This window comes from Paraconexibacter sp. (assembly GCF_059438195.1).
The window spans coordinates 13,720-40,099 of record NZ_JBLKKY010000031.1 but is presented as its reverse complement, the minus strand read 5'-3'; the positions used below and the strand labels follow the sequence as shown (position 1 = coordinate 40,099).

Genomic DNA, 26,380 nt, shown 5'->3' with positions numbered 1-26,380 from the left:
GTCCCGGCCGGGGCCCGTGGCGCTGCGCTCGGGGATCCGGCGACCCGACGGTGCCCGTCGCCGCCGGTCCGCAAACCGGCGGGGCGGGTGCTCAGGCGCGACCGGCGTCCGGCGCGAGCCGCGGACGCTCGATCTCGACGAGGTGCGCGACGATCGCCGCGTCGAACTGCGTGCCCGCGCAGCGCTCGAGCTCGGCGAGCGCGAGGAGCGGTTCGAGCGGCGGGCTGTAGGGGCGCTCGGCGGTCATGGCCTCGTAGGCGTCGGCGACGGCGAGGATCCGCGCCTCGAGCGGGATCGCGTCGACGGGCAGCCGTCGCGGGTAGCCCTCCCCGTCGACGCGCTCGTGGTGGCAGCGGACCCACTCGCTCACGTCGGAGAGGCCGGCGCCCTCGAGGAGGCGGGCACCGAGCTCGGGGTGGCGCTCGACGACCCGTCGCTCCTCGTCGGTGAGGCGGCCGGGCTTCTGGAGGATCGCGTCCGGCACCGCGAGCTTCCCGATGTCGTGCAGCATCCCGGCGAGCCGGACCCGGGTCACCTCGTCGGGCTCGAGCCCGAGGCGATCGGCGAGCTCGGCGGCGTATCCGCCCACCGTGCGCGAATGCGCGGCCGTCGAGGGGTCGCGGAGATCGAGCGACTCCGCGAGGAGGAGCAGCGCCTCCACGCGCGCGGGGGCCTGGCTGCCGCCGCTGATGAGCTCCTCCGTCGCGTCCGGGTCGTAGCGGACCGCGCGGTCGCGCCCGCTGCGCTTCGCCGCGTAGAGGGCGCGGTCGGCGGCCGCGAGGAGGTCTCCGGGCCTGTCGCCGTCGACCGGACCGCAGGCGACGCCGAGGGACACGGTGATCGCGTGACCGTCACCGGCGAGCCGCTGGGTCGTCTCGCGCCGCAGGCGCTCGGCGACGAGCATCGCCCCGGCGGGATCGGTCTCGGGGAGCACGACGGCGAACTCCTCGCCGCCGAGCCGTCCCGGGACGTCGATGGACCGCACGTTGTCGCGGAGCACGCCCGCGAACTCGACGAGCACCCGGTCCCCCGCGGAGTGGCCGTACGTGTCGTTGACGAGCTTGAAGCGATCGATGTCGCAGATGAGGAGGGCGACGGGCCTTCCGGTCCGCCGCGAGCGCGCGAGCTCGGCCTCGAGGGTCTCGGCGAGGTGGCGCCGGTTCGGGAGCCCCGTGAGCGGATCGCGGCGCGCGACGTCGACGAGCTGCTCGACCGTCCGGTCCAGGCGACTGCGGAGGACCGCGACGATGGCGGTGGCGCCGACGAGCGAGCCGACCGTCGTCGTGAGGTGCGCGACGGGCGGGAAGTCGGGCGGGGCGACGACGACGAGCACGGCGTACGCCGCGCCGCAGAAGGCCGCGTGCGCGAGCGCGACTCGGAGCGGGAGGACGTAGGCGCCGTAGAGGCAGATCCACGTGTAGAGAGCGGCGGAGGCGTTCGGCGGTCCGCCCGTCGCGGCGATCGCGACCGATGTGAGGATCGTCCCCGCCGCGAGGGCGGCCGACACGCCGACGCGCCCGAGGCGGCCCGCCCGGCCGACGACGAGGGCGGCGACGCCCGCCGCGAGCGAGACGCCGACGACGAGCCCGTCGTCGGTGACCGGATCGTGGGGCACGACGACCGAGATCAGGCCGAGGACGCCCGCGACGGCGAAGAGCCAGACGATCGGCCGCACGGGGATCGAAGCGTCGAGAGCGCTGCCCGCGCCGCCCTGCGAAGGGGGAGGTGCCACCCCCATGTCATCGGCATCGGCCGACGAACCTGTAGAGACCCCTTTGCACCGGCGAGGCGGGATGAACCACGGCCGCGCCAGATACGTTGAACCCATGCGCTTCACGACGCTCGTCGCGCTCATCATCGCGTCCGTCGCCTCCGCCGCTGCTCCGGCCCCTGCGCAGCAGGCGCGCTCGTCGTTCGCACCCGCCCCGCCTCAGGCGGGCGAGGCCGGCTACCTCCACCCGGCGAAGCTCCGCGTGAGCCGGGTGCGCGTCCTGCCCTCGGACCGCGCGCTCGACCTCCTCGCCCCGATCACCGCACGCGCCGACGGCCGCGTCGAGATCGCCTTCGAGGCCGCCGGCCGCACGACGCGCTTCACGGCGCCGATCACCGATGCGCGAGGCGCGTTCGACGTCGTCCGCGTCCGCCGGTCGATCCCGGCCGCGCAGGCGCGGCTCGGAACGGGCATCGTCACCGTCCGCTACGGCGGGTCCTCGAGCGTGCGCCCGCAGGAGGTCCGGCTCCGCGCGGCGGAGAACCGCGCCCGCCTCGACGTCGACCGCATCTCGCTCGACGGTCGCTCGCTCGACGTCCGCGGCACGCTCACGCGCCGCGTGAGCGGCATCGTGAGGCTGGAGATCTCCTACCAGGACGAGACGGGGGCGCCGTCGACGTGGACGGCGCGGGCGCGCATCGGCGAGGACGGGGCCTGGAGGGTCGAGGATGCCCGGGTGCCGCCCGAGGTCGCGGTCGCGGGCGGCTCGCTCAGCGTGCTCTTCACCGGCGACTTCGGCCCCCGCGTCCGCGGCGAGATGGTGACCTACCAGATCGCCCCGGGCCAGACGCGGGAGCCGTAGGCGCTCAGTCCCCGGGCGTTCGCGTCCGTCCGGGCTGCACGGCGTACGAGAGCATCTCGCCGCGCGTCCGGGCCTCGAGGTCCCCGGTGAAGAGGACCGAGAGATAGCCGCCTGCGATCGCCACCTCCGGCGGGACGCGCGCATCGGAGAGGCTCCAGTCGCCCTCGTCGTCGATCTCCGTCTGCGTGCGCCAGGTGCGCGGCGCCCCGGTGGTCTCCTGGTAAGAGACCTCGACCCTCACGACGCCGCTCACCCGGGACGAGACCGAGCCGTCGACGTCGAGCCCACCGGCGTCGAGGCGGATGCGGTCGACGTCGAGCCGCGCCTTGCGCCGCGCCGCGCGGAGCCGGACCTCCTGCGGCCGGGTCGTCCTGCTCCCCGGGTACGCGATCGTCACGATGCCGGTGCCCTTGCGCGCCTGAGCGGCCGGGATCCGGTGTCGGAAGCGGACGTGGTCGAAGGCGCCGTCGGCGGAGCGGACGGGGGTCTCGAACTCGGTCGTGCGCCCGGCGGCGCGGAACGAGACCTCGACCTCCCCGTCGGCGCGCGACGTGATCGGGGCGAGGACGTCGAGCCGGCGGTCGGACCGCTCGACCTCGGCGCGGCTCACCCGGAGCTTCGCCGGGAAGAGGTACCCCGGCGCGCCCTCGACGGGCGGGACGGCGGCCGGCGCGACCGGCGGAGCGGGGGCCGGCACGACGACGGGCGCGGGCGCCGGAGCGGTCACCGGCGGCGGTGGCGGAGGAGGCGCCGGCACGTGGACGGCGCGCCAGGCGAACGCGACGTCGTCGCGGGCGGTGTCGTTGACGAGCGCGACGGCCGCGTCGAGCGCGTCCCGCGCCGAGAAGGGCACGACGAGCTCCCAGGTGCTCGTCCCGCCGCCGGCCGCGACGCGGCGCATCGCCACGACCGTCCGCGCCGTCGTCGCGGTGCTCGCGCGGACGAGCACGCGCGGGGCGTGCGCGAGGTCGGAGGGCGCCCGGACGAGCAGCCGGAGCCGCTCCCCGTCGGCGGTGGGCCGGGCGGTGCGGCGCACGGACGCGTACCGGGCCGTGAGGTGGTCGAGCGTCGCCGGCCGCCACCCCGTGTCGGGCGCCGAGGGGCCGACCGACGCGCCCGTCAGCCCGCCCGGCGCCGTGGGGAAGCCGGGAGCCGTGAGGATCCTCTCGACGTACGCCGGCCAGGCCGTCGGATCGAGCGCCTTCCACGCGTAGCGGCGGAACTCGGTCGCGAGGCTCGTCCCCTCCGCGGCGAGCTCGTCCTCGAGCGCCTCGACGTGCACGAGGCCGTCGGAGCCGCTCACGCCGCCGTCGCACCGGTCCGGGCAATAGTCCTTCTCGAAGCGCGCGAACGCGTTCGCGACGACGCGGGGGCCGACCGCCTGCGCGAGGTGGGCGACGAAGAGCCAGCGACCGTACCCGAGCCCACAGGCGCGACCGCCCCAGCTGCCGCGCGTGCACGTGATCGGCACGCGGAAGTCGTGGAGCCCGTTGGTGAGGAGCGGGCTGCCGTCCGTCGACAGCTCCTCCGCCCACGCGGCGGTGCTCTCGGTGAGCCACCCGCTCACCCCCTCGCCGGCCTCCTGGGGGGTGACGTAGGCGCTCTGCAGGACGTGCATCAGCTCGTGCGACGCGCCCTTCGCGGTGTGGAGCGTCGATCCGCCCGGGTCCATCGAGAACCACGCCGCGTGCGGCGGCCGCGGATCGCGGACGGTCTGCGCGCCGCCCTCGCCGGGGAGATCCTCGAAGTAGATGTCGGTGAGGCCGTCGCGGTCGGCGGCGGGGACGTCGAGCGGGTCGGAGAGCGCGTCGCTGCGAGGCGCGCGCATCCCGACGTCCGGGACCCCGCCGGCGCCGTGCACGAGACGCCGGTACGCCCGCTCGGCGCCCTCGAGAGCCGCGTCGACGTGTGAGCCGAGGCCCGCGCCCACGGGGTAGTGCACCCGGAAGTGCGCGGAGTCCTTCGTCGCGCCGCCGACGCTCGGGCGGGCGTGCGCCGCCGGAGCGGCGAGCGAGGCGAACGCGGCGAGCACGGCCCCGAGAGCTGCGCCGCGCACGCGGACGTCGTGGTGTCCGGGGAAGATGCCGTCCTCCTCGTTCGCGTGCGCCCCGAACCTAACGGACGACGAGCGCCGGCGTGCCGCACCCGGCGGACGCGGCCCCCGCCGGTCTGCGAGGCTGGGTGCGTGACCTTCGCACCCGACGACCTCCTCAGCGACGACGCCGTGCAGGCCGCGGTCGGCGCCCTCGCCGCCCGGAACAGCCACCACCTCGAGGGCATGAGCGAGGAGGAGCGCCAGCAGGCGCTCCAGCACTGGCTGGAGCTCGTGACCGACGTCCTCACGGCCGCCCGGGCGACGCTCTCCGACGAGGGCGGCGCTCCGCAGATGCCGTCCGTCGAGGGGCTGCCGGGCCGCGCGGTCATCGTCCTCCAGGACGCGGGCGGCGAGGACGTCACGGTCCACGCGACCTTCCACCCCGAGCTGCAGGACCTCGGCAGCGGCGAGATCGGCGGGACCCCCGCGCAGATCACCGCGGTGATGCTCCTCGAGCAGCTCGGCGGAGAGGGCGACGACGAGGTCCCGGACGTCGAGGGACCGCTCCAGTAGCGCCGCGGGCGCTGGACGGACATCCGATGTCGGTCGCGCGCCGACCTGCCGACAACTTCGGAGTGCCCCTCGTGCCCGATCCCCCCGCCCGCTGCACGGCGTGCGACGCGACGTGGAACAGCGCCGCGATGGTCGACGGCCTCCGCCTCCTGAAGTCGTGCCCGAGGTGCGGAGGCGGGACGATCGCGTTCCGCGATGACGTCGTCACCGCCGCGCCGGGTTCCGGGCCTGCCGCGACCGACCTCGACGCGGTCGCCCCGCACCGCGCGCTCGGCACGCCGCGGCTCGGCTGAGCCCGAGCCGGCTCAGCCCTCGCCGTCGTCGCTCTCCGCGCCGGGAGAGGAGTCCCCCTCCTCGAAGCCCGGGCACTCGAGGACCGGGATCGGCGGGTACTTCCGGAAGCGCTCGTCGGTCGCCGAGCGGCGGCAGAGCGTGAACACCGAGCCGCGGCCGCTCCGTACGACGCGTTGATGGACGCACAGGTTGCAGAGGCCGGCTCCGGGAACGGACATCGCGGCTCGAAGGGTCGCACGCGACGGCCCGACGAGGTTCGTTGCGCGAGCAACTAGACTGGGTGCGAGTGGTGACGTTCCGAAGACTCCTCGGCTTCCTGCGGCCGCACCGGGCGGGGGTCGTCCTCTCGGCGATCCTCGCGGCCTGCGCGATGGTGATGACCGTCGCGATCCCCTGGCTCACCGGCCGGGCGGTCGACGGCCTCGAGCGCGGCGACCGCGACGAGCTCGTCCTCCTCGGCGTCCTCGTCGGCGTCGCGGGTCTCCTCCGCCTCCTCCTCACCGTCGCGCGGCGACTCATCGCCGGACGCGTCGCGCTCGGCGTCGAGCTCGATCTCCGCAACCGCCTCTACGGCCACCTCCTCTCGCTCGAGCTCGGCTTCTTCGACCGCCACCAGACGGGCCAGCTCATGTCCCGCGCGACGGTCGACCTCCAGGCGGTCCGCTTCTTCCTCGGCTACGGGCTCGTCTTCATCATGCAGTCCGCGCTCACGATCGTCCTCGCCTCGGTGGCGATGACGATCACGGACCCGGCTCTCGCCGCGCTCTCGCTCATCCCGCTCCCCTTCGTCGTCCTCGTCGCCTCGCGCTACGGGACGCGTGCCCGGCCCGCGCTCCAGGAGGTCCAGCAGCGGCTCGCGGAGCTCACCGCCGACGTCGAGGAGAACATCGGCGGCGTCCGCGTCGTGAAGTCCTTCGCGCGCGAGGACCACCAGCTCGACCGCTTCACCGACGGGGTCGGCCGCGTCTTCGGCCAGTCGATGGTCTCGACGCGCCTGCAGGCGTTCTACAACCCGCTCATCGGCTTCCTGCCGCAGATCGGCCTCGCGACCGTGCTCCTCGTCGGAGGCACGCGCGTCATCGACGGGAGCCTCACGACCGGCGAGTTCACCGCCTTCTACGTCTACCTCCTCATGCTCCTCGGGCCGATGCGGACGCTCGGGGTCATGCTCGGGATGGCGCAGCGCGCCACGGCCTCGGGCGCGCGGCTCTTCGAGATCCTCGACCGGGAGCCGCGGATCGTCACGCCGGCGCAGCCACGCCCGCTGCCCCAGGGCGGCGGGGCCGTCGAGCTGCGCGACGTCACGCTGTCCTACGAGGGGACGTCGACCCCCGCCCTGCGCGGCGTGAGCCTCGCGATCGCCCCGGGGCGCACGGTCGCGCTCGTCGGCGCCACGGGCTCGGGGAAGACGACGCTCGTCCAGCTCCTCCCCCGGCTCTACGACCCGCAGGAAGGTGCGGTCCTCGTCGACGGCGTGGACGTCCGGGAGCTCGACGCGGAGTCGCTGCGGCGGCAGATCGCGATCGTCACGGACGACCCGTTCCTCTTCAGCGCGAGCGTCCGCGACAACATCGCCTACGCGCGCCCCGAGGCGAGCGACGAGGAGGTCGAGCAGGCCGCCCGCCGGGCGCAGGCCCACGACTTCATCGGCGAGCTGCCCGACGGGTACGGGACCCGCATCGGGGAGCGCGGGCTCACGCTCAGCGGCGGGCAGCGCCAGCGCATCGCCATCGCGCGAGCCTTCCTCGCGGATCCGCGGATCCTCGTGCTCGACGACGCGACGAGCGCCGTGGACGCGACGACCGAGCGCGCGATCAAGGACGCCCTGCAAGAGGTGATGACGGACCGCACGACGATCGTCATCGCCCACCGGCTCTCGACGATCGCGCTCGCCGACGAGATCGTCGTCCTCGAGGACGGCGCCGTCGCCGCACACGGCACGCACGACGAGCTGCTCGACCAGTCGGACCTCTACCGCGAGATCGTCGAGAAGGGGCTGCCGGACCAGGTCTTCCTCACGCGCAAGCCCCGCGAGCGGGAGACGGCGGGCCTGTGAGCGCCCCCGAGCCACCCGCGGTCCCGCCCTCGCGCCGGGAGGAGATCCGCCGGCGCATCCGGCAGACGTCCGGCCGCGGACGCAAGCTGCGAGGCGTCCTCGTCCTCCTGCGCCCCTACCGGACGCGGGTGATCCTCATGTTCGTCGCGCTCGTCGCGGCGACAGCGGCGGCGCTCGCGCCCGCCCCGCTCGCGCAGCGCGCGATCGACGACGGCATCCTCGCCGGCGACAAGGGGACGCTCACCCTCATCGTCGTCATCTTCGTCGTGAGCGCGCTCGTCAACTGGGGCGCGACGTACGCGCAGACCTACCTCACCGGCTGGATCGGCCAGCGCGCGCTCCAGGACCTGCGGATGACGATGTTCCGCCACCTGCAGTCCCAGCCGGTCGCGTTCTACGAGCGCCGGCCCGCCGGCGTCCTCATCTCGCGGATGACCAACGACGTCGAGGCGCTCAACCAGCTCGTCACGACGAGCGTCGTCACGCTGTTCAGCGCGAGCCTCACGCTCCTCGGCGCGGCGGTCATCCTCCTCACGTTCGACGTCGGGCTCGCCCTCCTCGTCTTCCTCGTCTTCCCGGTCCTCGCCCTCGGCTCGTTCGCGTTCCGGATCGCGAGCGCCGACGCCTACAAGCGGACCCGCGAGACGATCGCCGCCATCTCCGGCGCGCTCCAGGAGTCGCTGTCGGGCATCCGGGTCGTCCGCTCGCACGCCCAGGAGGGGCGCCACCGCGCGGAGTTCGACGTGCTCAACGAGCGCAACCGCGAGGCGAACATGACGACCGTCCACCTCAACGCGGCGTACTTCCCGGCGGTCGAGTTCGTCAGCGCGCTCGCGACCGTGGGGATCCTCGTCTACGGCGGGTTCGAGGTTCTCGACGGCGACCTCACGATCGGCATCCTCGTCGGCTTCATCGCGGCCCTCAACTCGTTCTTCGACCCGATCGGCCAGCTCTCGCAGGTCTACACGACCTACCAGTCCGGCATGGCGGCGCTCGACAAGATCTTCGAGCTCCTCGACGAGGAGCCGGACATGCGCGACGCGCCCGACGCCGTCGACCTGCCGGACCCGCTGCGCGGGGAGATCGCCTTCGACGGCGTCACCTTCGCGTACCGCAAGGACGGCGGCGAGGTCGTGCACGCGCTCGCCGGCGTCGACCTCACGATCGCCCCGGGTGAGACGGTCGCGCTCGTCGGGGCGACCGGCGCCGGGAAGTCGACGTTCGCGAAGCTCGTCGCCCGCTTCTACGACCCCACGGAGGGCAGCGTCCTCGTCGACGGCGTCGACCTCCGCGGCGCGCGGATCGCCTCGCTGCGCCGACAGCTCGGCATCGTGCCGCAGGAGGGCTTCCTCTTCAGCGGGACGGTCGCCGACAACATCGCCTTCGGCCGGCCGGGCGCGACGCGCGAGGACGTCGAGGAGGCCGCCCGCACCGTCGGCGCCTGGGACTTCGCCGCGCGTCTCCCCCACGGACTCGACACCGAGGTCGGCGAGCGCGGCGTGCAGCTCTCCGCGGGCCAGCGCCAGCTCGTCGCCTTCGCGCGCGCTCTCGTCGCCGACCCGCGTGTCCTCATCCTCGACGAGGCGACGGCGAACGTCGACCTCCGCACCGAGACGCGGCTCGAGGAGGGGCTGCGCCACCTGCTCGAGGGCCGGACCGCGATCGTCATCGCGCACCGCCTCTCCACGATCCGGCAGGCCGACCGCATCGTCGTCCTCGACGGCGGCCGCATCGCGGAGCAGGGCACGCACGAGGAGCTCCTCGAGGCGGGCGGAGCGTACTCGCGCCTCTACCGCGCCTGGGCGGAGCAGGCAGCGGCCTGATCTCGCCGGGCGGACTTTGCACGTTGACGGTCAGGTCTGCCCGTCAACGTGCAAAGTCTCGGCCCGCGGGCGCTCTCCGGCGACGAACAGCCGTTCGCGTCGACGCCTGACGGAACGCTCCCCCGCCGCTTGCTATCGTCCTGCGGGCCGACGCTCCACGGCGTCGCATTGCCGGATGGTGTAACGGCAGCACGCCTCGCTCTGGACGAGGTAGTCTAGGTTCGAATCCTAGTCCGGCAGCTTCCCGACGCGGCCCCACGGGCCGCGTTCGTCGTTCCCGGACGAGCCTCCTCCACCTGCGAGACTGAGCGCGCCCGCCCCTCGCGGCCCGTACTCCTCGCGTGCGCACGCTCGTCATCTCCGACCTCCACCTCGGCTCGCGTCTGCAGCGCGACGTCCTGCGCCGGGAGGCGCCGCTCGAGGCGCTCGTGGCGGCCCTCGAGAACGTCGACCGGCTCGTGCTCCTCGGCGACGTCATCGAGATGCTCGAGGGGCGTCCGCGGGCCGCGTTCGACGACGCGGAGCCGGTCCTCCGGCGGCTCGGCGCCGCGATGGGCCGCGAGCGGGAGATCGTCGTCGTGCCCGGCAACCACGACCACCGTCTCGTCCGCCGCTGGGTGCGCGGCCGGGCGGAGCTCGGCAAGGCGCTCACGCCTGCGGCCCGGGTGGCGACGTCGAGCTCCCCGGCGCTCCTCGCGGTCGCCCAGGCCCTCAAGCCCGCGCGGGTGCGCGTCCACTACCCGGGCTTCTGGCTCGCCGACGGGGTCTACGCCCACCACGGCCACTACGTCGACCGCGAGCTGCTCCTCGCCTCGCGCGCGACGGGCGCCGAGGTGCCCGCGGGCGAGGAGGGCGCGGCGCCGAGGCTCGCCGAGCCGCGCGCGTTCGCCGAGGTCGAGGCCGATCAGCGCCCCGAGGACTACGAGCGCGGGCTCGGCGCGACCTTCGCCGCCGTCCAGGTCGCGCTCGGATCGACGCTGCCACGCGGGGTGAGCGCCGCGATCGACCGGGCGGCCGCCCTCGCCCGGAACGCCGGCATGGTCGCGGGACCCGCCCTCGACGCCGCGCTCCCCTCCCCCGTCCTCGCGCCGTTCAGCTCCGGCCTCCTCGGGCAGCAGTTCCGGCGTGCCGGGCTGCCCGCCATGGCGACCGCGATCGCCCGCCTCGGGATCGACGCGGACGTCGTCGTCTTCGGGCACCTCCACCGCGCCGGCCCCCTCCCCGGGGACCCGCGCGCCGACTGGCGCCCGCTGCGCGGTGGACCGCGCCTCCTCAACACCGGCTCGTGGGTCCACGAGCCGCTCCTCCTCGCCGGCGCCAAGGCCGGTCACCCCTACTGGCCGGGTGCCGCCGTGCGCATCGACTCCCGCGGTCGCGCCCGGACCGTCACGCTCCTCGACGACGTCGACCTCGGCTGAGCGCCGGGCGACGACGACGCCGCCTCGGCGGCGCACGGCGTCCCGATGGTCAGAGCGCGCTCGCGCCGTTGCCGGCGGGGCCCGAGAAGTGCTGCATGATGCGCTCCTCGAGCCCGGGATCGAGGACGAGCAGCACCTCGTCGCCGCTCTCGATGACCGTGTCCGCCTTCGGGACGAAGCCCTCGCCCTGCCGCAGGACGCTGATGATGAGCGATCCCTCGGGGAGCCGGACGTCCTTCACCGCCGAGCCGGCGGCCGGCGCGTCGGGCGCGACCTCGATCTCGATGATCTCGAGCTTCTCCGCGTGGAGGTCGAGGAGGTGGACGAGGCCGTAGCTCGGCACCTCGTGCTCGATGAGGCGGAGGATGAGGTCCGTCGCGCTCACGATCGGGCTGACGCCGAGCAGCTCGAACCACTGCCGGTTCCGCGGGTTGTTGACGCGGGCGATGATGCGGTCGCAGAGGTACTTCTCCTTCGCGACCTGCGAGATGAGCATGTTGTCCTCGTCGTCGCCCGTCACGGCGATGACGAGCTCGGCGCGCTGGATGCCGGCGCGCTCGAGGACCCACAGCTCCGTCGCGTCGCCGTACTGGACGGCGTGCTCGAGCTCCTGCTCGATCGTGAGGTAGCGGTCGCGCCGCTCCTCGATGAGCGTCACCTCGTGACCCTTCGCGATGAGCTCGCGGGCGAGGTTCCAGCCGACCTTGCCGGCGCCGCAGATGAGGACGTACACGCTCAGACCACCTCGTCGAGGGCCCGCTCGAACATCTCGACCGCGACCTTCGTCGGGGAGATCGTCCGCACGCCCTGCTCCTGGTACCACGTCGCACGTGCGGGGTCCATGACGCGCGCGATGACGTGCTCGACGTCGAACCGGCGCTGCGCGATCTGGGAGATGATGATGTTCGTGTTGTCGCCGTTCGTCGAGGCGATGAACACGTCCGCGTGCTCGATCCCCGCCTCGAGGAGCGCCTCGATCTCGATCGCATGGCCGACCGTGAACCGGCCGCCCGCCTCCTCCCACGTCGTGTCGAGGCCGGCGTCGAGGCGCTCGTGGCTGAGCGGGTCCTCGTCGAGGACCGAGACGTCGTGCCCGGCGGCGAGGGCGGAGCGGGCGACGGCCGAGCCGACGCGACCTGCCCCGACGATGAGGACGAACATGGACGGTGAGCCTAGCGGGCGGGGCCGCCGTTCCCGCCACCGGAGACGGAGGGGTCGTCGGCGGGCGCCGCCGTGAGGATCACCTGGCACGGCGCCTTCTCGAGGACGTAGCGCGTCGCGGCGCCGACGAAGTTGTCCCGAGGGCCGCCGCGACCGCCGAGGAGCGCGCCCCCGCGGATGCGCGAGGGCTCCTCCGCCGCGAGGACGATCGCCTCCACCCCGCGGCGCCGCGCCTCGTCGATGATCCCCTGGCCGAGGCGCCGCGCCCGCACGGTCGCCGTCTCGACCGAGACGCCCTCGTACTCCTCGCCGACCGCCTTCGCGCGCCGCAGGGCCGCGCGCGCCTTCTCGAGCTCCGCGTCCGGGATCCGGGCCTCCAGGGGCAGCGCGAGCGGGATCTCGATGACGTAGATCGCCTCGATCGTCGCCCCGCGCTCGTCGGCGAAGTCGTCGTGCCAGTTCCCCGCCAGCCGACCCGCCGTCTGGACGATGTCGTCGTCGAGCGGGGTCCCCGTCACCGGCACGAGGATCGACCCGTACTCCCCCGCCTCCGCGCCTTCCGTGCCGCTGAGGGCCTCGGCGGGCACCGTCACCCGGCGGGTGATCGACTTGCCCTCCGACCGCCGGTAGACGACGTAGAGGAGGACGCCCGTCACCATCCACCCGGACCCGACCCAGCGCGCATCCGAGTGGAACGCGACGACGGTCGCCCAGGTCGCCGCGGAGAGCACCGCCCCCATGACCGCCGGTACCGGGATGTCGCGGTTGCGCACGCGCACGTTGACCGGGATGCGGAAGAGCCGGGGCTTGTCGGGCTCCCGGACGCGCAGCACGACGATCGAGACGTGCGCGATCGTGAGGCCGAGGAGCGCGCCGAAGGCGTAGATCCCGACGAGCATGTCGATGTCGCGCGCCGCCGCGAGGCCGCCCGCGATGACCGCCCCGCACGCGATCGCGACGAACGGGGTCGACCGCGTCGGGTGCAGCCGCCCGAGCGACGAGGGGATCTGGCGGTTCGTCGCCATGTTGTACGAGAGCCGCGAGAGGCCGAGCATCGCGTTGCTCGCCGCGGCGACGAGCGTGAGGACCGCGGCCGCCGCGACGGCGTAGGTGAGGCCGTCGGCGAGCCACTGCTGCTCGAAGGCCCGCGTGATCCCGAGCACCGGCGCCTCGAGGTTGTCGGCGGCGAGACCGGTCTGACCGCCCACGACCGGCAGCGCCGTGAGCGCGACGAGCGAGATGCCGACGTAGACGACGAGGACGGTCCCCGTCGCGCTCATGACGAGACGCCGCAGCCCGTGACGACGGACGCCGACCTGCCCGGCGAGGCCGCTCGCCGACTCGAGGCCGGTGAAGACGACGGCGGCGACCCCGAGCGCGAACGCCGCGTCCTCCCACGAGGGCGCGGTGCCGAGGTCGATCGGGTCCAGGAGGAGCTGCGGATCGAAGAAGACCGCGAGGCCGACGACGATGAGGACGAGCTGGAGCGCGACGTCGGCGACGACGAGCATCCCGGTCTTCACGCCCCGGCCCGGCGCGCCCCCGCGGATGCTCCGCGCGGCGACGTAGCCGACGACGAGCAGGGGGACGAGCACCTCCCCCGCCCCGTGGTCGAGCGGCGACCAGAAGGCCCCGGCGTAGTGCGCCGCGCTGAGCGACGTGACCGCGATGAGGATCGTGTAGTCGAGGAGGATCGCCCAGCCCGCGACGAAGCTCATGAGCTCGTTGAAGGCGTAGCGGGCGAACACGGAGGCGCCCGCGCGGTCCTGGTGGAGCGAGGCGCCCTCGACGTAGGTGAGCGTGGCGAGCGCGAAGAGGACCGCCGCGCCGAGGAAGACGACCGGCGTGAGGCCGAGCGCGTAGCCGGCGACGACGCCGAGCGCGAAGTAGACGGCGCTCGTGAGCGCGGTGTAGACGACCGAGAAGAGCGCCGGGGACCCGAGCCCGCGCTGGAGGAGGCGGTCCGCGGCGACGCCCGCCCGGTCGGCGGCCTCGAGCGCCGCCTGCGGCGCGCCGCCGCCCTCGTCCGGGCCGGTGCCGGCGCGGCCGTCGCCCATCACGCGCCCCGGCGGCTCACGTAGAGCCGCCCGCCGCCCGCCGCCGCGAAGAGCAGCCCGAGGAGGATGCCCAGCGCGAACGGGCCGCCGCCGCGCGCGATCGTCGAGACGAGCATCGCGAGGCCGAGGACGAGGAGGATCGCGGACGTCGTCCTCGTCGCGGCGCGATGGACCTCGCGGGTCTCGGGCATCGATCGGAAGGCTACTGCCGGGGGCTGCCGGGGACCGCCGCCGCCCGCGCCTCAGCGGCGGGCGACGCGCCGCCCGCCGGCCACCGCGTCGGCCGGGTCGCTGTGGATGATGACGCGGCAGGGCCGCTCCGTGAGGACGGTCTCGAGCGTGCGGTTGAACACCGTCCCCCCGACGCCGCGCGGCGGGAGCGGGAGCACGATCGCCCGGGCTCCGATCCCGCGCGCCTCGTCGACGATGAGCCGCCCCGCCTGGCCGGGACGGACGCGGGCGACGTGGCCGGTGACGCGGCGACCCGCCCGGAGCTTCGCCTGCTCGATGATCGCCTGCGCGGCGAGCTCCGCCTCGGGCAGCTCGTCGTCGAGCGGCGAGCTCGACGGCACGTCGATCGTCACGAGGACGTGGATGCCGCGGCGCCGGCGCGCCGCGACCTTCTGGGCCATCGCGATCGCCCCCGGCCGGTAGCGGCGGCTGTCGAAGTGGACCAGGACGCTCTCGTACTCGGCCTCGTGCTCGACGATCGGCCCCTCGACCGCCACCTTCTTCGTCGTCGTGAGGTCGAGGCCCTGGAGCCGGCGGTAGGCCGCGAAGAGGACCGCGCCGAGCGCGATCCAGCCGCCGCCGACCGCGAGGATCTCGAGGTTGAGCACGGTGACGATGAGGAAGGCGAGCGCCGTCCCGGCCCCGCCGATCACCGCCGTGAGGGGCACCCGGGTGCCGCGCAGCCGGACGTTCCAGGGGCTCTCGTACGGCCTCGGGGCGTCCGGCAGCAGCCGGCGCAGCGCGAGCAGGGAGACGTGCGCGACGGTGAACGACAGCATCGCGCCGAACGCGTAGACGTTCGCGAGGAACAGCGCGTCCCCCGGCAGGAGCGCGAGCGACGCGACGAGCCCGGCGATGACGAGCCCGAGCCAGGGCGTCCCGTAGCCGCGGTGGAGGCGGCGCAGTGCGTCGGGGACCTGCCGGTGCATGCCCATCGCGAGGACGAGACGGCTCACGCCGGCGAGCGCCGCGCTCGCCGCGAGCAGGAGGATCGTCGCCGCCAGGAGCCCGACGTAGACCTCCGCGGCCCCTCCGGCGACGCCGAGGTCGAGCGCCTCGACGACGCCGAGCATCGGCTCGCCGGCGACGCCGCCCTCGTCCTCGGAGCGCCCGAGGAGCGTGAACGCCTCCCCCGTCGACGGATCGCGCTCGACGGGCAGCGCGCTGAGGGCGACGACCGGGAGCGTGAAGAAGATCGCGAAGACCGCGAGCCGGACGCGCCCGAGCGCGGCGGGGATCGTCGCCGCCTCGTCCTCGGCCTCGGCGGCGAGGTTCGAGACCACCTCGACCCCGGTGTAGGCGATCATCCCGATCGGGATCGCGAGGAGGAAGTCCTCCCACGCGGGGGCGTCGCCGAGGTCGATGTTGTCGACGAGCGTCTCCGGCGACAGCACGAGGACCGCCCCGAGCCCGACGAGGAGGATCTGCGTGAGGAAGTCGACGACGGCCACGGCGATCCTCGCCCGCGGCGGCTCGCTGAGGCCGCGCACGCTCACCGCGACGAGGACGACGACGATCGTCACGCCGGCGATGACGTCCCCCGGCGAGGAGCGCAGCGGCTCCCACACGAGCCACCCGAGGTAGTGCGGGATGAAGAAGGCGCAGATCGCCACCGTCATCACGTAGGTGAGGAGCTGGGCCCAGCCGGCGAGGAACGAGACGAGCTCGTTGAAGGCGCGACGGGCGAAGCTCGACGAGCCGCCGGCCTCCGGGAACATCGCCGTCGCCTCCGCGTAGGTCGCGGCGGTGCAGACGAAGAGCAGCCCCGTGACGAGGAAGACGACCGGGGTGAGCCCGAGCGCGAGCCCGGCGATGATGCCGAGCGCGTAGTAGATCGACGATCCGGCGCTCCCGTAGGCGGTCGAGAACAGCGCGTTCGTCCCGAGCACGCGCTGAAGGCCCTGGAGTCGCCGTTCGGCCATCCGGCGCCGCAGTGTACGCCTGAGGGAGGCCGCTCACGCACGGGGGCGGCCACTCCGGCCGCCCCCGGTCCTGCATCGCTGCGTCGGCGCCGATCAGGTGATGATCGGGATGATGAGGATCGCGACGATGTTCGCGACCTTGATCATCGGGTTGATCGCGGGCCCCGCCGTGTCCTTGAACGGGTCGCCGACGGTGTCGCCGGTGACGGAGGCCGCATGGGCCTCGGAGCCCTTGCCGCCGAACTCGCCGTCCTCGATGAGCTTCTTCGCGTTGTCCCACGCGCCGCCGCCCGCGGTCATCATCACCGCGAAGAAGAAGCCGACGACGATGACCCCGATGAGGAGGCCGCCGAGCGCCTCGATGTCGATGATCCCGATGATGAGGGTGACGAAGATCGGGATCATCGCCGGGAGGATCATCTCGCGCTGCGCCGTCTTCGTGACGAGGTCGACGCAGGTCGCGTAGTCGGGCTGGTCGGTGCCGTCCATGATGCCCGGCTTCTCGCGGAACTGCCGGCGCACCTCCTCGACGACCTCGCCGCCGGCGCGGCCGACGGACTCCATCGACAGCGACGCGAAGAGGCAGGTCATCATGCCGCCCACGATGAGGCCGATGAGGACCTCGGGATTCACGAGCGAGAAGTCGAGGGTGGCGGGGTCGATGCCGCCCCGTTCCTCCAGCTCGAGCGTGAACGCCGCGAAGAGGACGACGGCGGCGAGCACCGCCGAGCCGATCGCGTAGCCCTTCGTCACCGCCTTCGTCGTGTTGCCGACCGCGTCGAGCGGGTCGGTGACGTTGCGGACGTCCTCGGGCAGCTCGGCCATCTCGGCGATGCCGCCCGCGTTGTCGGTGATCGGACCGAACGCGTCGAGCGCGACGATGACGCCGGTGAGCGAGAGCTGGGCGACGACCGCGATGCCGATGCCGTAGATGCCCTCGAAGCCGCCGCCGGCGATCTTCCACGAGGTCCACACGCCGAGCACGAGGACGAGCGCGGGGAGCGCGGTCGCCTGCAGGCCGGACGCGAGGCCCTGGATGATGTTCGTCGCATGGCCGGTCTGCGAGGCCCGTGCGGTCTTCTTCACCGGGCCGAAGCGCGTCGACGTGTAGTAGTCGGTGATGAGGAACAGGAGCGCGGTGACGCCGAGCCCGATGAGCGAGCAGAGGTAGAGGTCGCCCACCGACGGGATCGTCGTGCCCGCCGCCGCGTCGGCGAACGAGAGGTCACCGACGATCGCGTCGGTGACGGGGTAGAACGCCGCGGCGGAGATGAGGCCCGAGACGATGAGGCCGCGGTAGAGCGCCCCCTCGACGTTGTCGCTCGAGGTGCGGACGAAGAACGTCCCGATGATCGAGCCGATGATCGCGACGCCGCCGAGGACGAGCGGATAGACCGCGACGGCGCTCGTGTCGCTGAACGTGAGGACGCCGAGGAACATGACCGCGACGACCGTCACGGCGTAGGTCTCGAAGAGGTCGGCGGCCATGCCCGCGCAGTCGCCGACGTTGTCGCCGACGTTGTCGGCGATGACCGCCGGGTTGCGCGGGTCGTCCTCGGGGATGCCCGCCTCGATCTTGCCGACGATGTCGGCGCCGACGTCGGCGGCCTTCGTGAAGATGCCGCCGCCCAGCCGGGCGAACACCGAGATGAGCGACCCGCCGAAGCCGAGGCCGATGAGCGCCTCGACGGCCTCCTTGTCGCTGCGGTCGGCGAACTCGGTGAGGATGCCGTAGTAGCCGGCCGTGCCGAGGAGCGCGAGGCCGACGACGAGCAGGCCGGTGATCGCGCCGCCGCGGAAGGCGACGTCGAGCGCCGGCGAGATGCCGCCGCGTGCGGCCTCGGCCACGCGTGCGTTCGCGCGGACGGAGACGTTCATGCCGATGTAGCCGGTGGCGCCGGAGAGGACGCCGCCGAGCACGAAGCCGATCGCGACGTAGCCGTCCTGGATGAAGATGAGGGCGACGGCGAGGACGACGCCGACGATCGCGATCGTCGTGTACTGGCGGTTCAGGTAGGCGCGGGCGCCCTCCTGGACCGCGCCGGAGATGCGCTGCATCTCCTCGTTGCCGGGGGACAGGGCGAGCAGGGAGCGTGTCGTCAGCACGCCGTAGACGACGGCGAGGGCCGCGCAGACGAGCGCGACGATCACCCCCTGGTCGGTCAGGAAGTCGCTCAAGGTTCCTCCACTCCTCTCGATGGGGTCGTATGCCACGCGGGACATCGACCCACGGTGCCCTCACGCGACGAGCCCACGGGGAACTCGACCGGGCACCGAACCGCGTGACCGGCCCTTCCCCCCTGAGCAGGGCGAGCCTAACCGGCATCGCCGGTCGCATGTGCAGGATTTCGTGGAGGTGGGCGCCGGCCTACTGGCCGGGCACCCAGAGGCGGCCGCTGCCCTGGGCCGGACCCGGACCCTCGCCGCCGCCCTGCGACCCCCCGGCCGGGGGACCCTGGGACGCGCCGGGCTGCTCCCCCGCGCCGGCCCCGGACTCCTGTCCGCCGAGCTGCACGTAGGCCATCTGGAGCTGCGACAGGGCATCGCGGATCTGCTTGCCCTCCTCGCCGAGCTCCTCGTCCACGAGCACGAGGAGCGAGCGCGCCCCGTCGATCGCGAGCTTGAGCTGCTGCAGGTCGCGCTCGTCCTCGCTGTTCGGGACGAGGCCGGCCTTGCGGCCGGCGAGGTTGACGAGCGAGACGAGCGTCTGCACGACGACGTCCTCGACGCGGAGCTGCTTCACCTGCTGCTCGTAGGCCGCGCGGAGCTCCTCCTCCGTCGGCTGGCTCTGCTCTCCGCCGCCCGCACCGGGCGGGAAGGGGGGCTGGCTGCTCATCTTGCCGGTGCCTCCTCGTGATCGGGGTCGGACGTGGCGGCAGGGGCGCCGCCTCCGTACGTCGCCTCCGTCTCCGCGACCGCGGCGGCGAAGGCCTCCTCCATCGTCGCACCTGCGGCGATGAGGTCGCGCTGACGCTGCGCGCCGTTGCGCTCGGGGAGCGCGTCGTCGCGGATCCCGAGCTCGCTGCGGACGGGCTCGGTCCACGCCCACAGCGCCTCGCGCGCGGCCGGCGCCGGGCGGACGTCGAGGCGCTCGAGGTCGAGCAGCTCGCCGTCCATGCCGTGGCGGATCGCCCGCCACATGTTCTCCTCGACGAGCCGCGGCGGGACGTCGGGCAGCGGGCAGCCCTCGTCCTCGTCGCGCGCCGCCTGGGCGACGCAGGCGACCATGAGGCCCGCCAGCGCCTCGGACTCCGCAGCCGTCGACTGCGCGTCGCAGATCCGGACCTCGACGGTGCCGAAGGAGAAGTGCGGGCGGATCGACCACCAGACCTGCGTGTACTCGACGATCGACCGCGTCCGCACGAGGAGGTCGATGTACTCGGCGTACGCCGCCCACGAGCCGTAGGCGTCGGGCACCCCGCAGCGCGGGAAGGTCTTCGTGAACGCCTGCGTGCGCGCGGAGTGCAGCCCGCTGTCGCGGGCGTCGAGGAAGGGCGAGTTCGCGCTCACCGCGAGGAGCGTCGGCAGGACGGGCCGCAGCCGGTCGCACACCCGGACGGCGCGGTCGGCGCCGCGGACGCCGACGTGCACGTGGAGCGAGAAGGTGTTGTTGCGGCGCGCGACGTACTGCAGCCCCTCGACGACCCGGCGGTAGTGCTCGGTGTCGATGTTCGGCTGCTCGCGGTAGTCGGCCCACGGGTGCGTCCCCTGCGCGCCCAGGCGGACGCCGCGGGTGGCCGCGAGCGCGAAGAGGCGTCGGCGCGAGTCGCGGATGCGCCGCGTCGCGTCCCCGAGGTCCTCCCCGCGCCCCGAGCGGATCTCGATCTCGGAGGCGATGAGCTCGCCGCTCAGGGAGGCGGTGAGCGCCTCGTCGGCGCGCGCGGCCTCGACGAGCTCCTCGTAGCGGGGGACGAGGTCGAGCGTCTCGGGGTGGAGGATCGCGAACTCCTCCTCGAGGCCGACGGTCCCGTCGACCGACGACTCGTAGGCCTGCTGCGCGGCGGCGAGGTCGATCACGTGAGGTAGAAGTACAGCGCGTAGAGCAGGTCGACGGCCGGACTCGACGTGTGGACCGTCACCTCCGGCGGCACCTGCAGCAGGGTCTCGGAGTAGTTGAAGATGATCTTCACGCCCGCCCGGACGAGGTCGTCGGCGAGCGCCTGGGCGGCGGCCGGCGGGACGGCGAGGACGGCGACGACGACGTCCTCCTCGGCGACGACGGCGCGCATCTCGTCGACGGGGCGGACGCGCTGGCCGTTGATCTCCGTCCCGACCTTCGCCGGGTCGGCGTCGAAGATCGCGACCACCTGGAAGCCGTGGTCGGCGAAGATGTCCGAGCTCGCGATCGCCCGGCCGAGGTGACCGGCGCCGAACAGCGCGATGTTGTGCTGGCCGGCGGTGCGCAGGATCCCGCGGATCTGCGAGACGAGGGACTCGACGTTGTAGCCGACGCCCCGCTTGCCGAACTTCCCGAAGCCGCTGAGGTCCCGGCGGATCTGGGTCGAGTTGACGTGCGTGTAGTCGCTCAGCTCCTGGGAGGAGATCGTCTCCTTCCCCATCTTCTTCGCCTGGGTGAGGACCTGGAGATAGCGCGAGAGGCGCGCCGCGACGCCGAGCGACAGCCGCTCGGACGACATCTCGGGGAGGGGTGGATCGCCGAGGGTCATGGAACGTCCCGAAGTCTAGTTGCGGTCCGACCGGGCGAGCCGCGCGGTGATGTCGTCGACGTCCACGAAGTAGTCCGAGAGCTCCTCGCCGTCGAGGCACGTCACCGGGATCCGCTCGAGATAGCGGCGGTGCAGCGCGTCGTCCTCCTCGATGTCCACGGTCTCGAGCACGGCGCCGTGGGCGTGGGCGAGCGGCCGCAGGACGGCGAGGGCGTCGTCGCACAGGTGGCAGCCCTCGCGGACGTACACGGTGATCCGCGGCGCCTCCCGGGCGCCCGTCGTCCCCGGCGCCACGCTCACAGCCCCAGCTCGCCGGTCGCGTACGCGTCGAGCCCGAGCGCGTCCCGGGCGGGGAGGGCGTCGCCGTGGAGGGCGGCCGCCGCGATCATCGCCGCGTTGTCGGTGCAGAGGGCGATCGGGGGCACGCGCAGCTCGAGCCCGAGCCGGGACAGGCGCTCGCGGAGCGGACCGTTCGCCGCGACGCCGCCGCCGATCGCGACGCGGCGCAGGCCGGTCTCGGCGACGCCACGCTCGACGCGGGTCGCGAGGGTCTCGACGATGGCGTGCTGGAAGCTCGCCGCGAGGTCGGCGCGCCGGCGGTGTGCCTCGTCCTCCCCCAGGTCGCGGATCGCGTAGAGGAGCGCGGTCTTGAGGCCGCTGAAGGACATGTCGAGGCCGGCGACCCCGGCCGCGGTCGGGAACGCGAAGGCCGACGGGTCCCCGTCCCGGGCGAGGCGCTCGAGGTGCGGGCCGCCGGGGAAGGGCAGCCCGAGCATGCGGGCGCCCTTGTCGAACGCCTCGCCGGCGGCGTCGTCGAGCGTCCTGCCGAGCACCGTGAAGCCGCGGCGGTCCTCGACGCGGGCGAGGAAGCTGTGGCCGCCGCTCGCGACGAGGCAGAGGAACGGCGGGTCGAACGGCGGATCGCCGTCGACGTGGAGGAAGTTCGCCGCGACGTGGCCCTGGAGGTGGTCGACCGGCGCGAGGGGCAGCTCGCGCACGGCGGCGATCGCCTTCGCGGTCGAGAGCCCGACGAGGAGCGCGCCGACGAGCCCCGGCCCGCGGGTCACCGCGACGAGCGCGACGTCGTCGAGCGTGCGGCCGGCGCGCCGGAGGGCGTCGTCGACGACGACCGTGCACAGCTCGAGGTGCTGGCGCGAGGCGATCTCGGGGACGACGCCGCCGTAGGCGTCGTGGACGCCCTGCGAGGAGATGACGTTCGAGAGGATCTCCGCGTCGGGCGTGACGACCGCCGCGCACGTGTCGTCGCAGCTCGTCTCGATGGCGAGGACGACGTCGCTCATGACGGCGAGGGCATGACGGGGCCGGCGTTCGGGACGTCGTCGAGGCGACCCAGGAGCGTGCCCGGGGTCCGCCACATGATGTAGGCGTCCTCGCCGTTGTCCTGGTAGTAGCGGCGCCGGACGCCGGCGCTGAGGAAGCCGTACTGCTCGTAGAGCCGCAGGGCCGGCGTGTTGCTCTGGCGCACCTCGAGCGTGAAGCGCGCCTCGGGGTCGGTGATGTGCTCTGCGAGGAGCGCGTCGAGGAGCGTCCTGGCGACGCCGGTGCGCTGGTGCACGGGGTCCACGGAGATGTTCATGATGTGCCACACGACGTCGTAGCGGCTGCACACGCAGTAGCCGACGAGCGTCTCCTCCTCCCCGCCGTCCGCGGACCGCCACGCGCCGAGGCACACCCCGCCGGGCTTCGAGAGCTCCAGCACGAACATCGCGAGCGACCACGGCGTCGGGAACGCGCGTCGCTCGATCGCGATGACCTGCGGGAGGTCCTGGTAGCGCAGGCGGCGTACGATCGCGGTCGGCGCGCGGCTCACCGGCCCGCCTCCCGCTCGGCGACCGGGACGGCGTCCGGGGCGCGGACGTACTCCGGTCGCAGGGAGTCCGGATCCTCGAGCGGACCGAGCGTCGTGCCGAGCGCGCAGAGCGCCTGGGCGTCGACGCGATGGCGCGGATCGTCGTCGGGCGGGATCTCGAGCCCGCAGGCGGCGAGGACCTCGCGGTGACGCACCGCACCGTCGCCGACGGCGAGGCAGCCGGGCCCGGCGACGCCGGCGCGCGATGCCGCCTCGGCCGGCGGCACGGCGACGGGACCCGCTGCGGCGGGCCGCCCGGCCGCCGCCGAGGCGTCGTCCGGCCACGAGGCGACGAAGACCTCGCGGCGGCGGGCGTCGAGGCAGGCGAGGACCGGACCCGGGTGCGCGGAGGCGGCGGCGAGCACGGCGAGCGTCGGGACGCCGACGATGCCCGCCCCGGCGGCGTGGGCGAGCGCGCGGGCGGTCGCGACGCCGATGCGCAGGCCGGTGAACGTGCCGGGCCCGACGCCGACGGCGACGAGGTCGACGTCGGCGAAGCGCAGGCCCGCGTCGTCGAGGAGCCGCTGGGCGAGCGGGAGCACCTGCTCGACGTGCCCCGGGCGGTCGCCAGGCGCGGGGACGTCGCGCGCGACCCCCGTGGGGACGCCGTCGCGGGCGAGACCGACGACGGTGTCGGCGGTCGCCGTGTCGAGGCCGAGGACGATCACGCGACGTCCTCCGCGTCGCGGATCGTCACGTCGCGGGCGTCGGCCCCGGCGTGCGCGAGCGTCACCTCGTAGCGCACTCCCGGCAGCGATCCCGCGGCCTCCGGCCACTCGACGAAGGCGATCGTGTCGGCGCCGACGTAGTCGTCGAGGAGCCCCGGGTCCTCCCCCTCGAGCGTCGCGAGGCGATGGAGGTCGAGGTGCGCGACGGGCGGCGTCGTCTCGTCGTAGCGGCGGCCGAGCGTGTAGGTCGGGCTCGTCACCGGGCCGCGGACCCCGAGCGCGCCCGCCGCGCCGCGCACGAAGGTCGTCTTCCCCGCGCCCACCTCGCCCCGCAGGAGGACGACGTCCCCGGGACGCAGCCCACGCGCGAGCTCGGCCCCGAGGGCCTCCGTCTCCGGCGCTGCGGCGGTGCGGACGGTGCGCGTGCGCATCGGACCGGAAGCATACGAACGCGCCCCGCCCGGGTCGGCGGTCCGGCGCCGGGACCCGGTCAGAACCGCTCGGGGATCGTGCGCAGCCGCAGCCCGGCTCCGGAGAGGAGCATCGCGAGGCCGATCCCGAGGACGAGCCGCGCATCGGCGCCCGTCTCGGCGAGCTCGGCCTGCGACGCCTCGCGCGGGGCGTCGCTCACCTCGGGTGCCGGCTCCGGCTCCGGTGCGGGATCGGGCTCCGGATCGGGCTCCGGCCGGGGATCGGGCTCCGGCTCGGGCTCCGGCGCGGGCTCGTCGGTCTGCGGGACCGGCGTGAGCGGGGCGACGGACTCGAGCGGCGGCATCTCCTGGGCGAGCGTCGCGGGGTCGACGGCCTCTCCCGTCGCGTCCTGGGCGAGGGCGGGGGCCGGCACGGCGGCGGCGATGAGGAGCGCGCTGGTGAGCGCGGCGATGGAACGGCGTCCGGTCACGCGATCCGCAAGTCTAGGGAGGAGCCGGACGCGGCCCGGGTCTGCCGCTTGCAGCCCCCCGCTGCGCTACCGTCGCGCGGTGCCGAGCGTCCGGTCCGACACCGCGGCTCGCGGGCTGCCCGCCTTCGTCGCGGCTCTCGAGCGCTCGAGCACCGGGGCCGCCGCCGGACTCGCAGGCGCGACGATGGTGAGCAACGTCGTCCAGCTCGGCTTCACCGTGGCGGTCACGCGGCTCCTCGGCGCCGACGACTACGGCGCCCTCGCCGCGATCGTCGGGCTCTTCCTCATCCTCCTCGTGACCGGTCAGGCGGTGCAGGCCGCGGCCGCTCGCGAGACGGCGCTGGGCGCGCTCGGAGATCCGGTCCGCGCGCGCCGCACCGTGCGAGCGTGGACGCTCCAGATCGCCGGAGCGACCCTCGCGCTCGTCCTCGCCGGGCTCGTGCTGCGGTCGCCGCTCGCCGCACTCGCCGGGACGCCCGAGCACTCGTGGGCCGCCGCCGCGATCCCGGCGACCGGCGGCCTCTGGATGCTCGTCTCGCTGCAGCGCGGGGTCCTGCAGGGACTCCACGCCTACGTCGCCGTGGGGACCTCGCTCATCGTCGAGTCCCTCGGGCGGCTCGTCGTCGGCGTCGGCCTCGTCCTCGCCGGGGCGGGCGTCACCGGCGCGTTCGTCGCGACGCCCCTCACCCTCGGGGTGACGGCGGTGGCGCTCGGGCTCGTCATCTCCCGCCGGCTCGCCGCCGAGGGGGAGCCGGCGGGTGCGCTGCCACGCATCTCGACGCTGCGCGGGCTCGTCTCCGGCGGCTGGGTCCCGATCGCCGGGCTGCTCCTCCTCGCGCTCCTGCAGAACGTCGACGTCGTCATCGCCCGCCACCAGCTCGACTCCGAGCGCGCCGGCGCCTACGCGATCGCCGCGGTCGCCGCGAAGAGCGTCGTGTGGGTCGCGATCGGCGTCGGGCTCCAGCTGCTCCCGGAGGCGACCCGACGCGCCGCCGAGGGACGGGACCCTCGCCCGGTCCTCGCACGGGCCCTCGGCGTGCTCGTCGCCGTCGCGGCACCGGCGCTCCTCATCTTCGCCGTCGCCCCCGAGCTCCTCCTCCGCGTCGGCTTCGGCCCGGACGGCGCGGACGGCGCCGGTGCCCTCCCCCTCCTCGGCGTCGCGATGACGCTGCTCGCGATCTCCTACCTCACCGTGCAGTACATGCTCGCGCTCCATCTCGTCCGCTTCCTCGGGGTGCTCGCGGTCGTCGCCGCGACGGAGATCGCGCTCCTCTTCGCGCTGGAGGTCGGGATCGAGTCGTTCGCGGCCGTCGTCCTCTCCGCCCAGGTCGTGGCCTCGGCGGCGGTCCTCGTCCTCGGATGGCGCGCGGCGCGCCCGGGCTCTCCGATGCCGGCGCCGGTGACCGCGCCGGCGTAGCGGTTCCCCGGCCGGTCTCAGCCGGCGCGGAGCGGGACGTCGAGGCGCAGCGCCGCGATCCAGGCCTCGAGGTCCTCGGTCGCGCCGTCGAGCGTGAGCGCAGCCGAGTCGACGGCGGCCGCCACCGTGACGTGCCCGCCCAGGAGGAGGAGCAGGGTGCCGCGATCGATCGTCACGCCGAGACGGGCTCCGCCGGCCGCCGCACCCTCCTCGACGAGGACGCCGTCGGCGCCCGGGCGCAGGGTGACGACCTCTCCCTCCGAGCGGAGCTCGAGGGGACCCGGGAGAGCCGAGACGTCCTCGCCGTCGAGCGGCGCCGTGAGGGCGATCGCGCTCACCAGGACGCGGGGCCGGAAGCCGCTGAGGAACGCCTCGTCGACGCCGAGCGTCTCGATCCCCCAGCGGGCGAGCTCGGCGAGCACGGGACGCAGCGCCGCGCCGCGCTCCGTGAGCTGCCAGGCCCGCTCGTCGGGCGCCCGCTCGGCGAGCCCGGCGTCGGAGAGGCGCTGGAGGCGCATCGCGAGGAGGTTCGTGCTCATGCCGGGGAGGCCCTCGAGGAGCTCGCCGAAGCGCCGCGGGCCTCCGCCGAGCTCACGCACGACGAGCAGGGTCCAGCGCTCGCCGAGGACGTCGAGCGCCCGCGCGAGCGGGCAGGCCTGGCCGTAGCTGCGCTCCGCCATCGACGGCGATGATGCCACTTCCGCGCGATGACTT

The 26,380-nt window shown here is 74.2% G+C and carries 26 protein-coding genes and 1 tRNA gene; 8 read left to right on the top strand and 19 right to left on the bottom strand.

Going from position 1 to position 26,380, the window contains the following annotated elements; translation table 11 throughout:
• Window positions 1-91: 91 nt before the first annotated feature.
• Window positions 92-1,675 carry a diguanylate cyclase gene (locus ACME2J_RS12050; protein ID WP_495545162.1) on the bottom strand — a complete coding sequence of 528 codons (1,584 nt, stop codon included), beginning with the start codon at window positions 1,673-1,675 and terminating at the stop codon, window positions 92-94.
• Window positions 1,676-1,826: 151 nt separating this feature from the next.
• Here ACME2J_RS12050 and ACME2J_RS12045 point away from each other — a divergent pair, with 151 nt between their 5' ends.
• Window positions 1,827-2,573, top strand: coding sequence for a hypothetical protein (locus tag ACME2J_RS12045; RefSeq protein WP_495545161.1), 747 nt, complete (start codon window positions 1,827-1,829; stop codon window positions 2,571-2,573).
• Window positions 2,574-2,577: 4 nt separating this feature from the next.
• Here the strand turns inward: ACME2J_RS12045 and ACME2J_RS12040 are convergent, their stop codons facing one another.
• Complete coding sequence (locus ACME2J_RS12040; RefSeq protein ID WP_495545160.1) at window positions 2,578-4,629, bottom strand: hypothetical protein; 2,052 nt, start codon at window positions 4,627-4,629, stop codon at window positions 2,578-2,580.
• A 129-nt stretch (window positions 4,630-4,758) separates the two neighbouring features.
• On the opposite strand from ACME2J_RS12040, the gene ACME2J_RS12035 reads away from it, so the two are divergent.
• The gene (locus ACME2J_RS12035) at window positions 4,759-5,181 is read left to right on the top strand and encodes a hypothetical protein (RefSeq protein WP_495545159.1); all 423 of its coding nucleotides are present in this window, start codon (window positions 4,759-4,761) and stop codon (window positions 5,179-5,181) included.
• A gap of 71 nt (window positions 5,182-5,252) precedes the next feature.
• Complete coding sequence (locus ACME2J_RS12030) at window positions 5,253-5,474, top strand: hypothetical protein (RefSeq protein WP_495545158.1); 222 nt, start codon at window positions 5,253-5,255, stop codon at window positions 5,472-5,474.
• A gap of 12 nt (window positions 5,475-5,486) precedes the next feature.
• On the opposite strand, the gene ACME2J_RS12025 is transcribed toward ACME2J_RS12030, so the two are convergent.
• A complete protein-coding gene (locus tag ACME2J_RS12025; RefSeq protein ID WP_495545157.1) occupies window positions 5,487-5,693 on the bottom strand; it encodes a hypothetical protein in 207 nt (68 codons plus the stop codon).
• Between the two features lie 71 nt (window positions 5,694-5,764).
• Between ACME2J_RS12025 and ACME2J_RS12020 the strand changes: the two genes are divergently transcribed.
• From ACME2J_RS12020 to ACME2J_RS12005, 4 genes are all read left to right on the top strand, one after another.
• Window positions 5,765-7,531, top strand: a complete 1,767-nt coding sequence (locus ACME2J_RS12020; protein WP_495545156.1) for an ABC transporter ATP-binding protein — start codon at window positions 5,765-5,767, stop codon at window positions 7,529-7,531.
• On the top strand, window positions 7,528-9,354 hold the full coding sequence (locus ACME2J_RS12015) for an ABC transporter ATP-binding protein (RefSeq protein ID WP_495545155.1): 1,827 nt from the start codon (window positions 7,528-7,530) through the stop codon (window positions 9,352-9,354). Before ACME2J_RS12020 ends, ACME2J_RS12015 begins: the two co-directional genes overlap by 4 nt.
• A 169-nt stretch (window positions 9,355-9,523) precedes the next feature.
• Window positions 9,524-9,594 (top strand) — tRNA-Gln (locus ACME2J_RS12010).
• A 101-nt stretch (window positions 9,595-9,695) separates the two neighbouring features.
• Entirely contained in the window at window positions 9,696-10,772 is a 1,077-nt protein-coding gene (locus tag ACME2J_RS12005) for a metallophosphoesterase (RefSeq protein WP_495545154.1), read from the top strand.
• Window positions 10,773-10,821: 49 nt separating this feature from the next.
• On the opposite strand, the gene ACME2J_RS12000 is transcribed toward ACME2J_RS12005, so the two are convergent.
• The 15 genes from ACME2J_RS12000 to ACME2J_RS11930 all read right to left on the bottom strand — a co-directional run bounded on the left by ACME2J_RS12000 (window position 10,822) and on the right by ACME2J_RS11930 (window position 24,249).
• Window positions 10,822-11,505 (bottom strand): potassium channel family protein, encoded by a 684-nt coding sequence (locus tag ACME2J_RS12000; protein ID WP_495545153.1) that lies wholly within the window; start codon window positions 11,503-11,505, stop codon window positions 10,822-10,824.
• A 2-nt stretch (window positions 11,506-11,507) separates the two neighbouring features.
• Window positions 11,508-11,933, bottom strand: a complete 426-nt coding sequence (locus ACME2J_RS11995; RefSeq protein WP_495545152.1) for a potassium channel family protein — start codon at window positions 11,931-11,933, stop codon at window positions 11,508-11,510.
• 11 nt (window positions 11,934-11,944) lie between these two features.
• Window positions 11,945-13,990: an amino acid permease gene (locus ACME2J_RS11990; RefSeq protein WP_495545151.1), complete on the bottom strand. Its 2,046-nt coding sequence runs from the start codon at window positions 13,988-13,990 to the stop codon at window positions 11,945-11,947.
• The gene (locus ACME2J_RS11985; protein WP_495545150.1) at window positions 13,990-14,181 is read right to left on the bottom strand and encodes a hypothetical protein; all 192 of its coding nucleotides are present in this window, start codon (window positions 14,179-14,181) and stop codon (window positions 13,990-13,992) included. Before ACME2J_RS11985 ends, ACME2J_RS11990 begins: the two co-directional genes overlap by 1 nt.
• Before the next feature lie 51 nt (window positions 14,182-14,232).
• Window positions 14,233-16,143: an amino acid permease gene (locus tag ACME2J_RS11980; protein WP_495545149.1), complete on the bottom strand. Its 1,911-nt coding sequence runs from the start codon at window positions 16,141-16,143 to the stop codon at window positions 14,233-14,235.
• 93 nt (window positions 16,144-16,236) lie between these two features.
• Window positions 16,237-18,321, bottom strand: a complete 2,085-nt coding sequence (locus ACME2J_RS11975; protein ID WP_495545148.1) for a sodium-translocating pyrophosphatase — start codon at window positions 18,319-18,321, stop codon at window positions 16,237-16,239.
• A gap of 190 nt (window positions 18,322-18,511) precedes the next feature.
• The gene (locus ACME2J_RS11970; RefSeq protein ID WP_495545147.1) at window positions 18,512-18,979 is read right to left on the bottom strand and encodes a hypothetical protein; all 468 of its coding nucleotides are present in this window, start codon (window positions 18,977-18,979) and stop codon (window positions 18,512-18,514) included.
• Entirely contained in the window at window positions 18,976-20,160 is a 1,185-nt protein-coding gene (locus ACME2J_RS11965) for a carboxylate-amine ligase (protein ID WP_495545146.1), read from the bottom strand. The genes ACME2J_RS11970 and ACME2J_RS11965 overlap by 4 nt, the downstream gene beginning before the upstream one ends.
• Window positions 20,157-20,810, bottom strand: coding sequence for a redox-sensing transcriptional repressor Rex (locus ACME2J_RS11960; RefSeq protein WP_495545145.1), 654 nt, complete (start codon window positions 20,808-20,810; stop codon window positions 20,157-20,159). The genes ACME2J_RS11965 and ACME2J_RS11960 overlap by 4 nt, the downstream gene beginning before the upstream one ends.
• Window positions 20,811-20,825: 15 nt before the next feature.
• Window positions 20,826-21,110 (bottom strand): glutaredoxin family protein, encoded by a 285-nt coding sequence (locus ACME2J_RS11955; RefSeq protein ID WP_495545144.1) that lies wholly within the window; start codon window positions 21,108-21,110, stop codon window positions 20,826-20,828.
• Window positions 21,107-22,111: a tRNA (adenosine(37)-N6)-threonylcarbamoyltransferase complex transferase subunit TsaD gene (gene tsaD, locus ACME2J_RS11950; RefSeq protein WP_495545143.1), complete on the bottom strand. Its 1,005-nt coding sequence runs from the start codon at window positions 22,109-22,111 to the stop codon at window positions 21,107-21,109. The genes ACME2J_RS11955 and tsaD overlap by 4 nt, the downstream gene beginning before the upstream one ends.
• Window positions 22,108-22,641 carry a ribosomal protein S18-alanine N-acetyltransferase gene (rimI, locus tag ACME2J_RS11945; protein WP_495545142.1) on the bottom strand — a complete coding sequence of 178 codons (534 nt, stop codon included), beginning with the start codon at window positions 22,639-22,641 and terminating at the stop codon, window positions 22,108-22,110. The genes tsaD and rimI overlap by 4 nt, the downstream gene beginning before the upstream one ends.
• Entirely contained in the window at window positions 22,638-23,348 is a 711-nt protein-coding gene (gene tsaB / locus ACME2J_RS11940) for a tRNA (adenosine(37)-N6)-threonylcarbamoyltransferase complex dimerization subunit type 1 TsaB (RefSeq protein ID WP_495545141.1), read from the bottom strand. Before tsaB ends, rimI begins: the two co-directional genes overlap by 4 nt.
• Complete coding sequence (gene tsaE / locus ACME2J_RS11935) at window positions 23,345-23,779, bottom strand: tRNA (adenosine(37)-N6)-threonylcarbamoyltransferase complex ATPase subunit type 1 TsaE (protein WP_495545140.1); 435 nt, start codon at window positions 23,777-23,779, stop codon at window positions 23,345-23,347. The genes tsaB and tsaE overlap by 4 nt, the downstream gene beginning before the upstream one ends.
• 59 nt (window positions 23,780-23,838) lie before the next feature.
• Window positions 23,839-24,249: a hypothetical protein gene (locus ACME2J_RS11930; RefSeq protein WP_495545139.1), complete on the bottom strand. Its 411-nt coding sequence runs from the start codon at window positions 24,247-24,249 to the stop codon at window positions 23,839-23,841.
• 79 nt (window positions 24,250-24,328) lie between these two features.
• Here ACME2J_RS11930 and ACME2J_RS11925 point away from each other — a divergent pair, with 79 nt between their 5' ends.
• Entirely contained in the window at window positions 24,329-25,666 is a 1,338-nt protein-coding gene (locus tag ACME2J_RS11925) for an oligosaccharide flippase family protein (RefSeq protein ID WP_495545137.1), read from the top strand.
• A gap of 17 nt (window positions 25,667-25,683) precedes the next feature.
• Here the strand turns inward: ACME2J_RS11925 and ACME2J_RS11920 are convergent, their stop codons facing one another.
• Entirely contained in the window at window positions 25,684-26,346 is a 663-nt protein-coding gene (locus tag ACME2J_RS11920) for a winged helix-turn-helix transcriptional regulator (protein WP_495545136.1), read from the bottom strand.
• Window positions 26,347-26,380 lie beyond the last annotated feature (34 nt).

Excerpts from the sequence above, each read along its gene's own strand:
- ACME2J_RS12045 (WP_495545161.1), top strand. The coding sequence starts at position 1,827 with ATGCGCTTCACGACGCTCGTCGCGCTCATCATCGCGTCCGTCGCCTCC.
- ACME2J_RS12025 (WP_495545157.1), bottom strand. The coding sequence starts at position 5,693 with ATGTCCGTTCCCGGAGCCGGCCTCTGCAACCTGTGCGTCCATCAACGC.
- ACME2J_RS11995 (WP_495545152.1), bottom strand. The coding sequence starts at position 11,933 with ATGTTCGTCCTCATCGTCGGGGCAGGTCGCGTCGGCTCGGCCGTCGCC.
- ACME2J_RS11990 (WP_495545151.1), bottom strand. The coding sequence starts at position 13,990 with ATGGGCGACGGCCGCGCCGGCACCGGCCCGGACGAGGGCGGCGGCGCG.
- ACME2J_RS11985 (WP_495545150.1), bottom strand. The coding sequence starts at position 14,181 with ATGCCCGAGACCCGCGAGGTCCATCGCGCCGCGACGAGGACGACGTCC.
- ACME2J_RS11980 (WP_495545149.1), bottom strand. The coding sequence starts at position 16,143 with ATGGCCGAACGGCGACTCCAGGGCCTTCAGCGCGTGCTCGGGACGAAC.
- ACME2J_RS11970 (WP_495545147.1), bottom strand. The coding sequence starts at position 18,979 with ATGAGCAGCCAGCCCCCCTTCCCGCCCGGTGCGGGCGGCGGAGAGCAG.
- ACME2J_RS11960 (WP_495545145.1), bottom strand. The coding sequence starts at position 20,810 with ATGACCCTCGGCGATCCACCCCTCCCCGAGATGTCGTCCGAGCGGCTG.
- tsaD (WP_495545143.1), bottom strand. The coding sequence starts at position 22,111 with ATGAGCGACGTCGTCCTCGCCATCGAGACGAGCTGCGACGACACGTGC.
- tsaE (WP_495545140.1), bottom strand. The coding sequence starts at position 23,779 with ATGCGCACGCGCACCGTCCGCACCGCCGCAGCGCCGGAGACGGAGGCC.
- ACME2J_RS11920 (WP_495545136.1), bottom strand. The coding sequence starts at position 26,346 with ATGGCGGAGCGCAGCTACGGCCAGGCCTGCCCGCTCGCGCGGGCGCTC.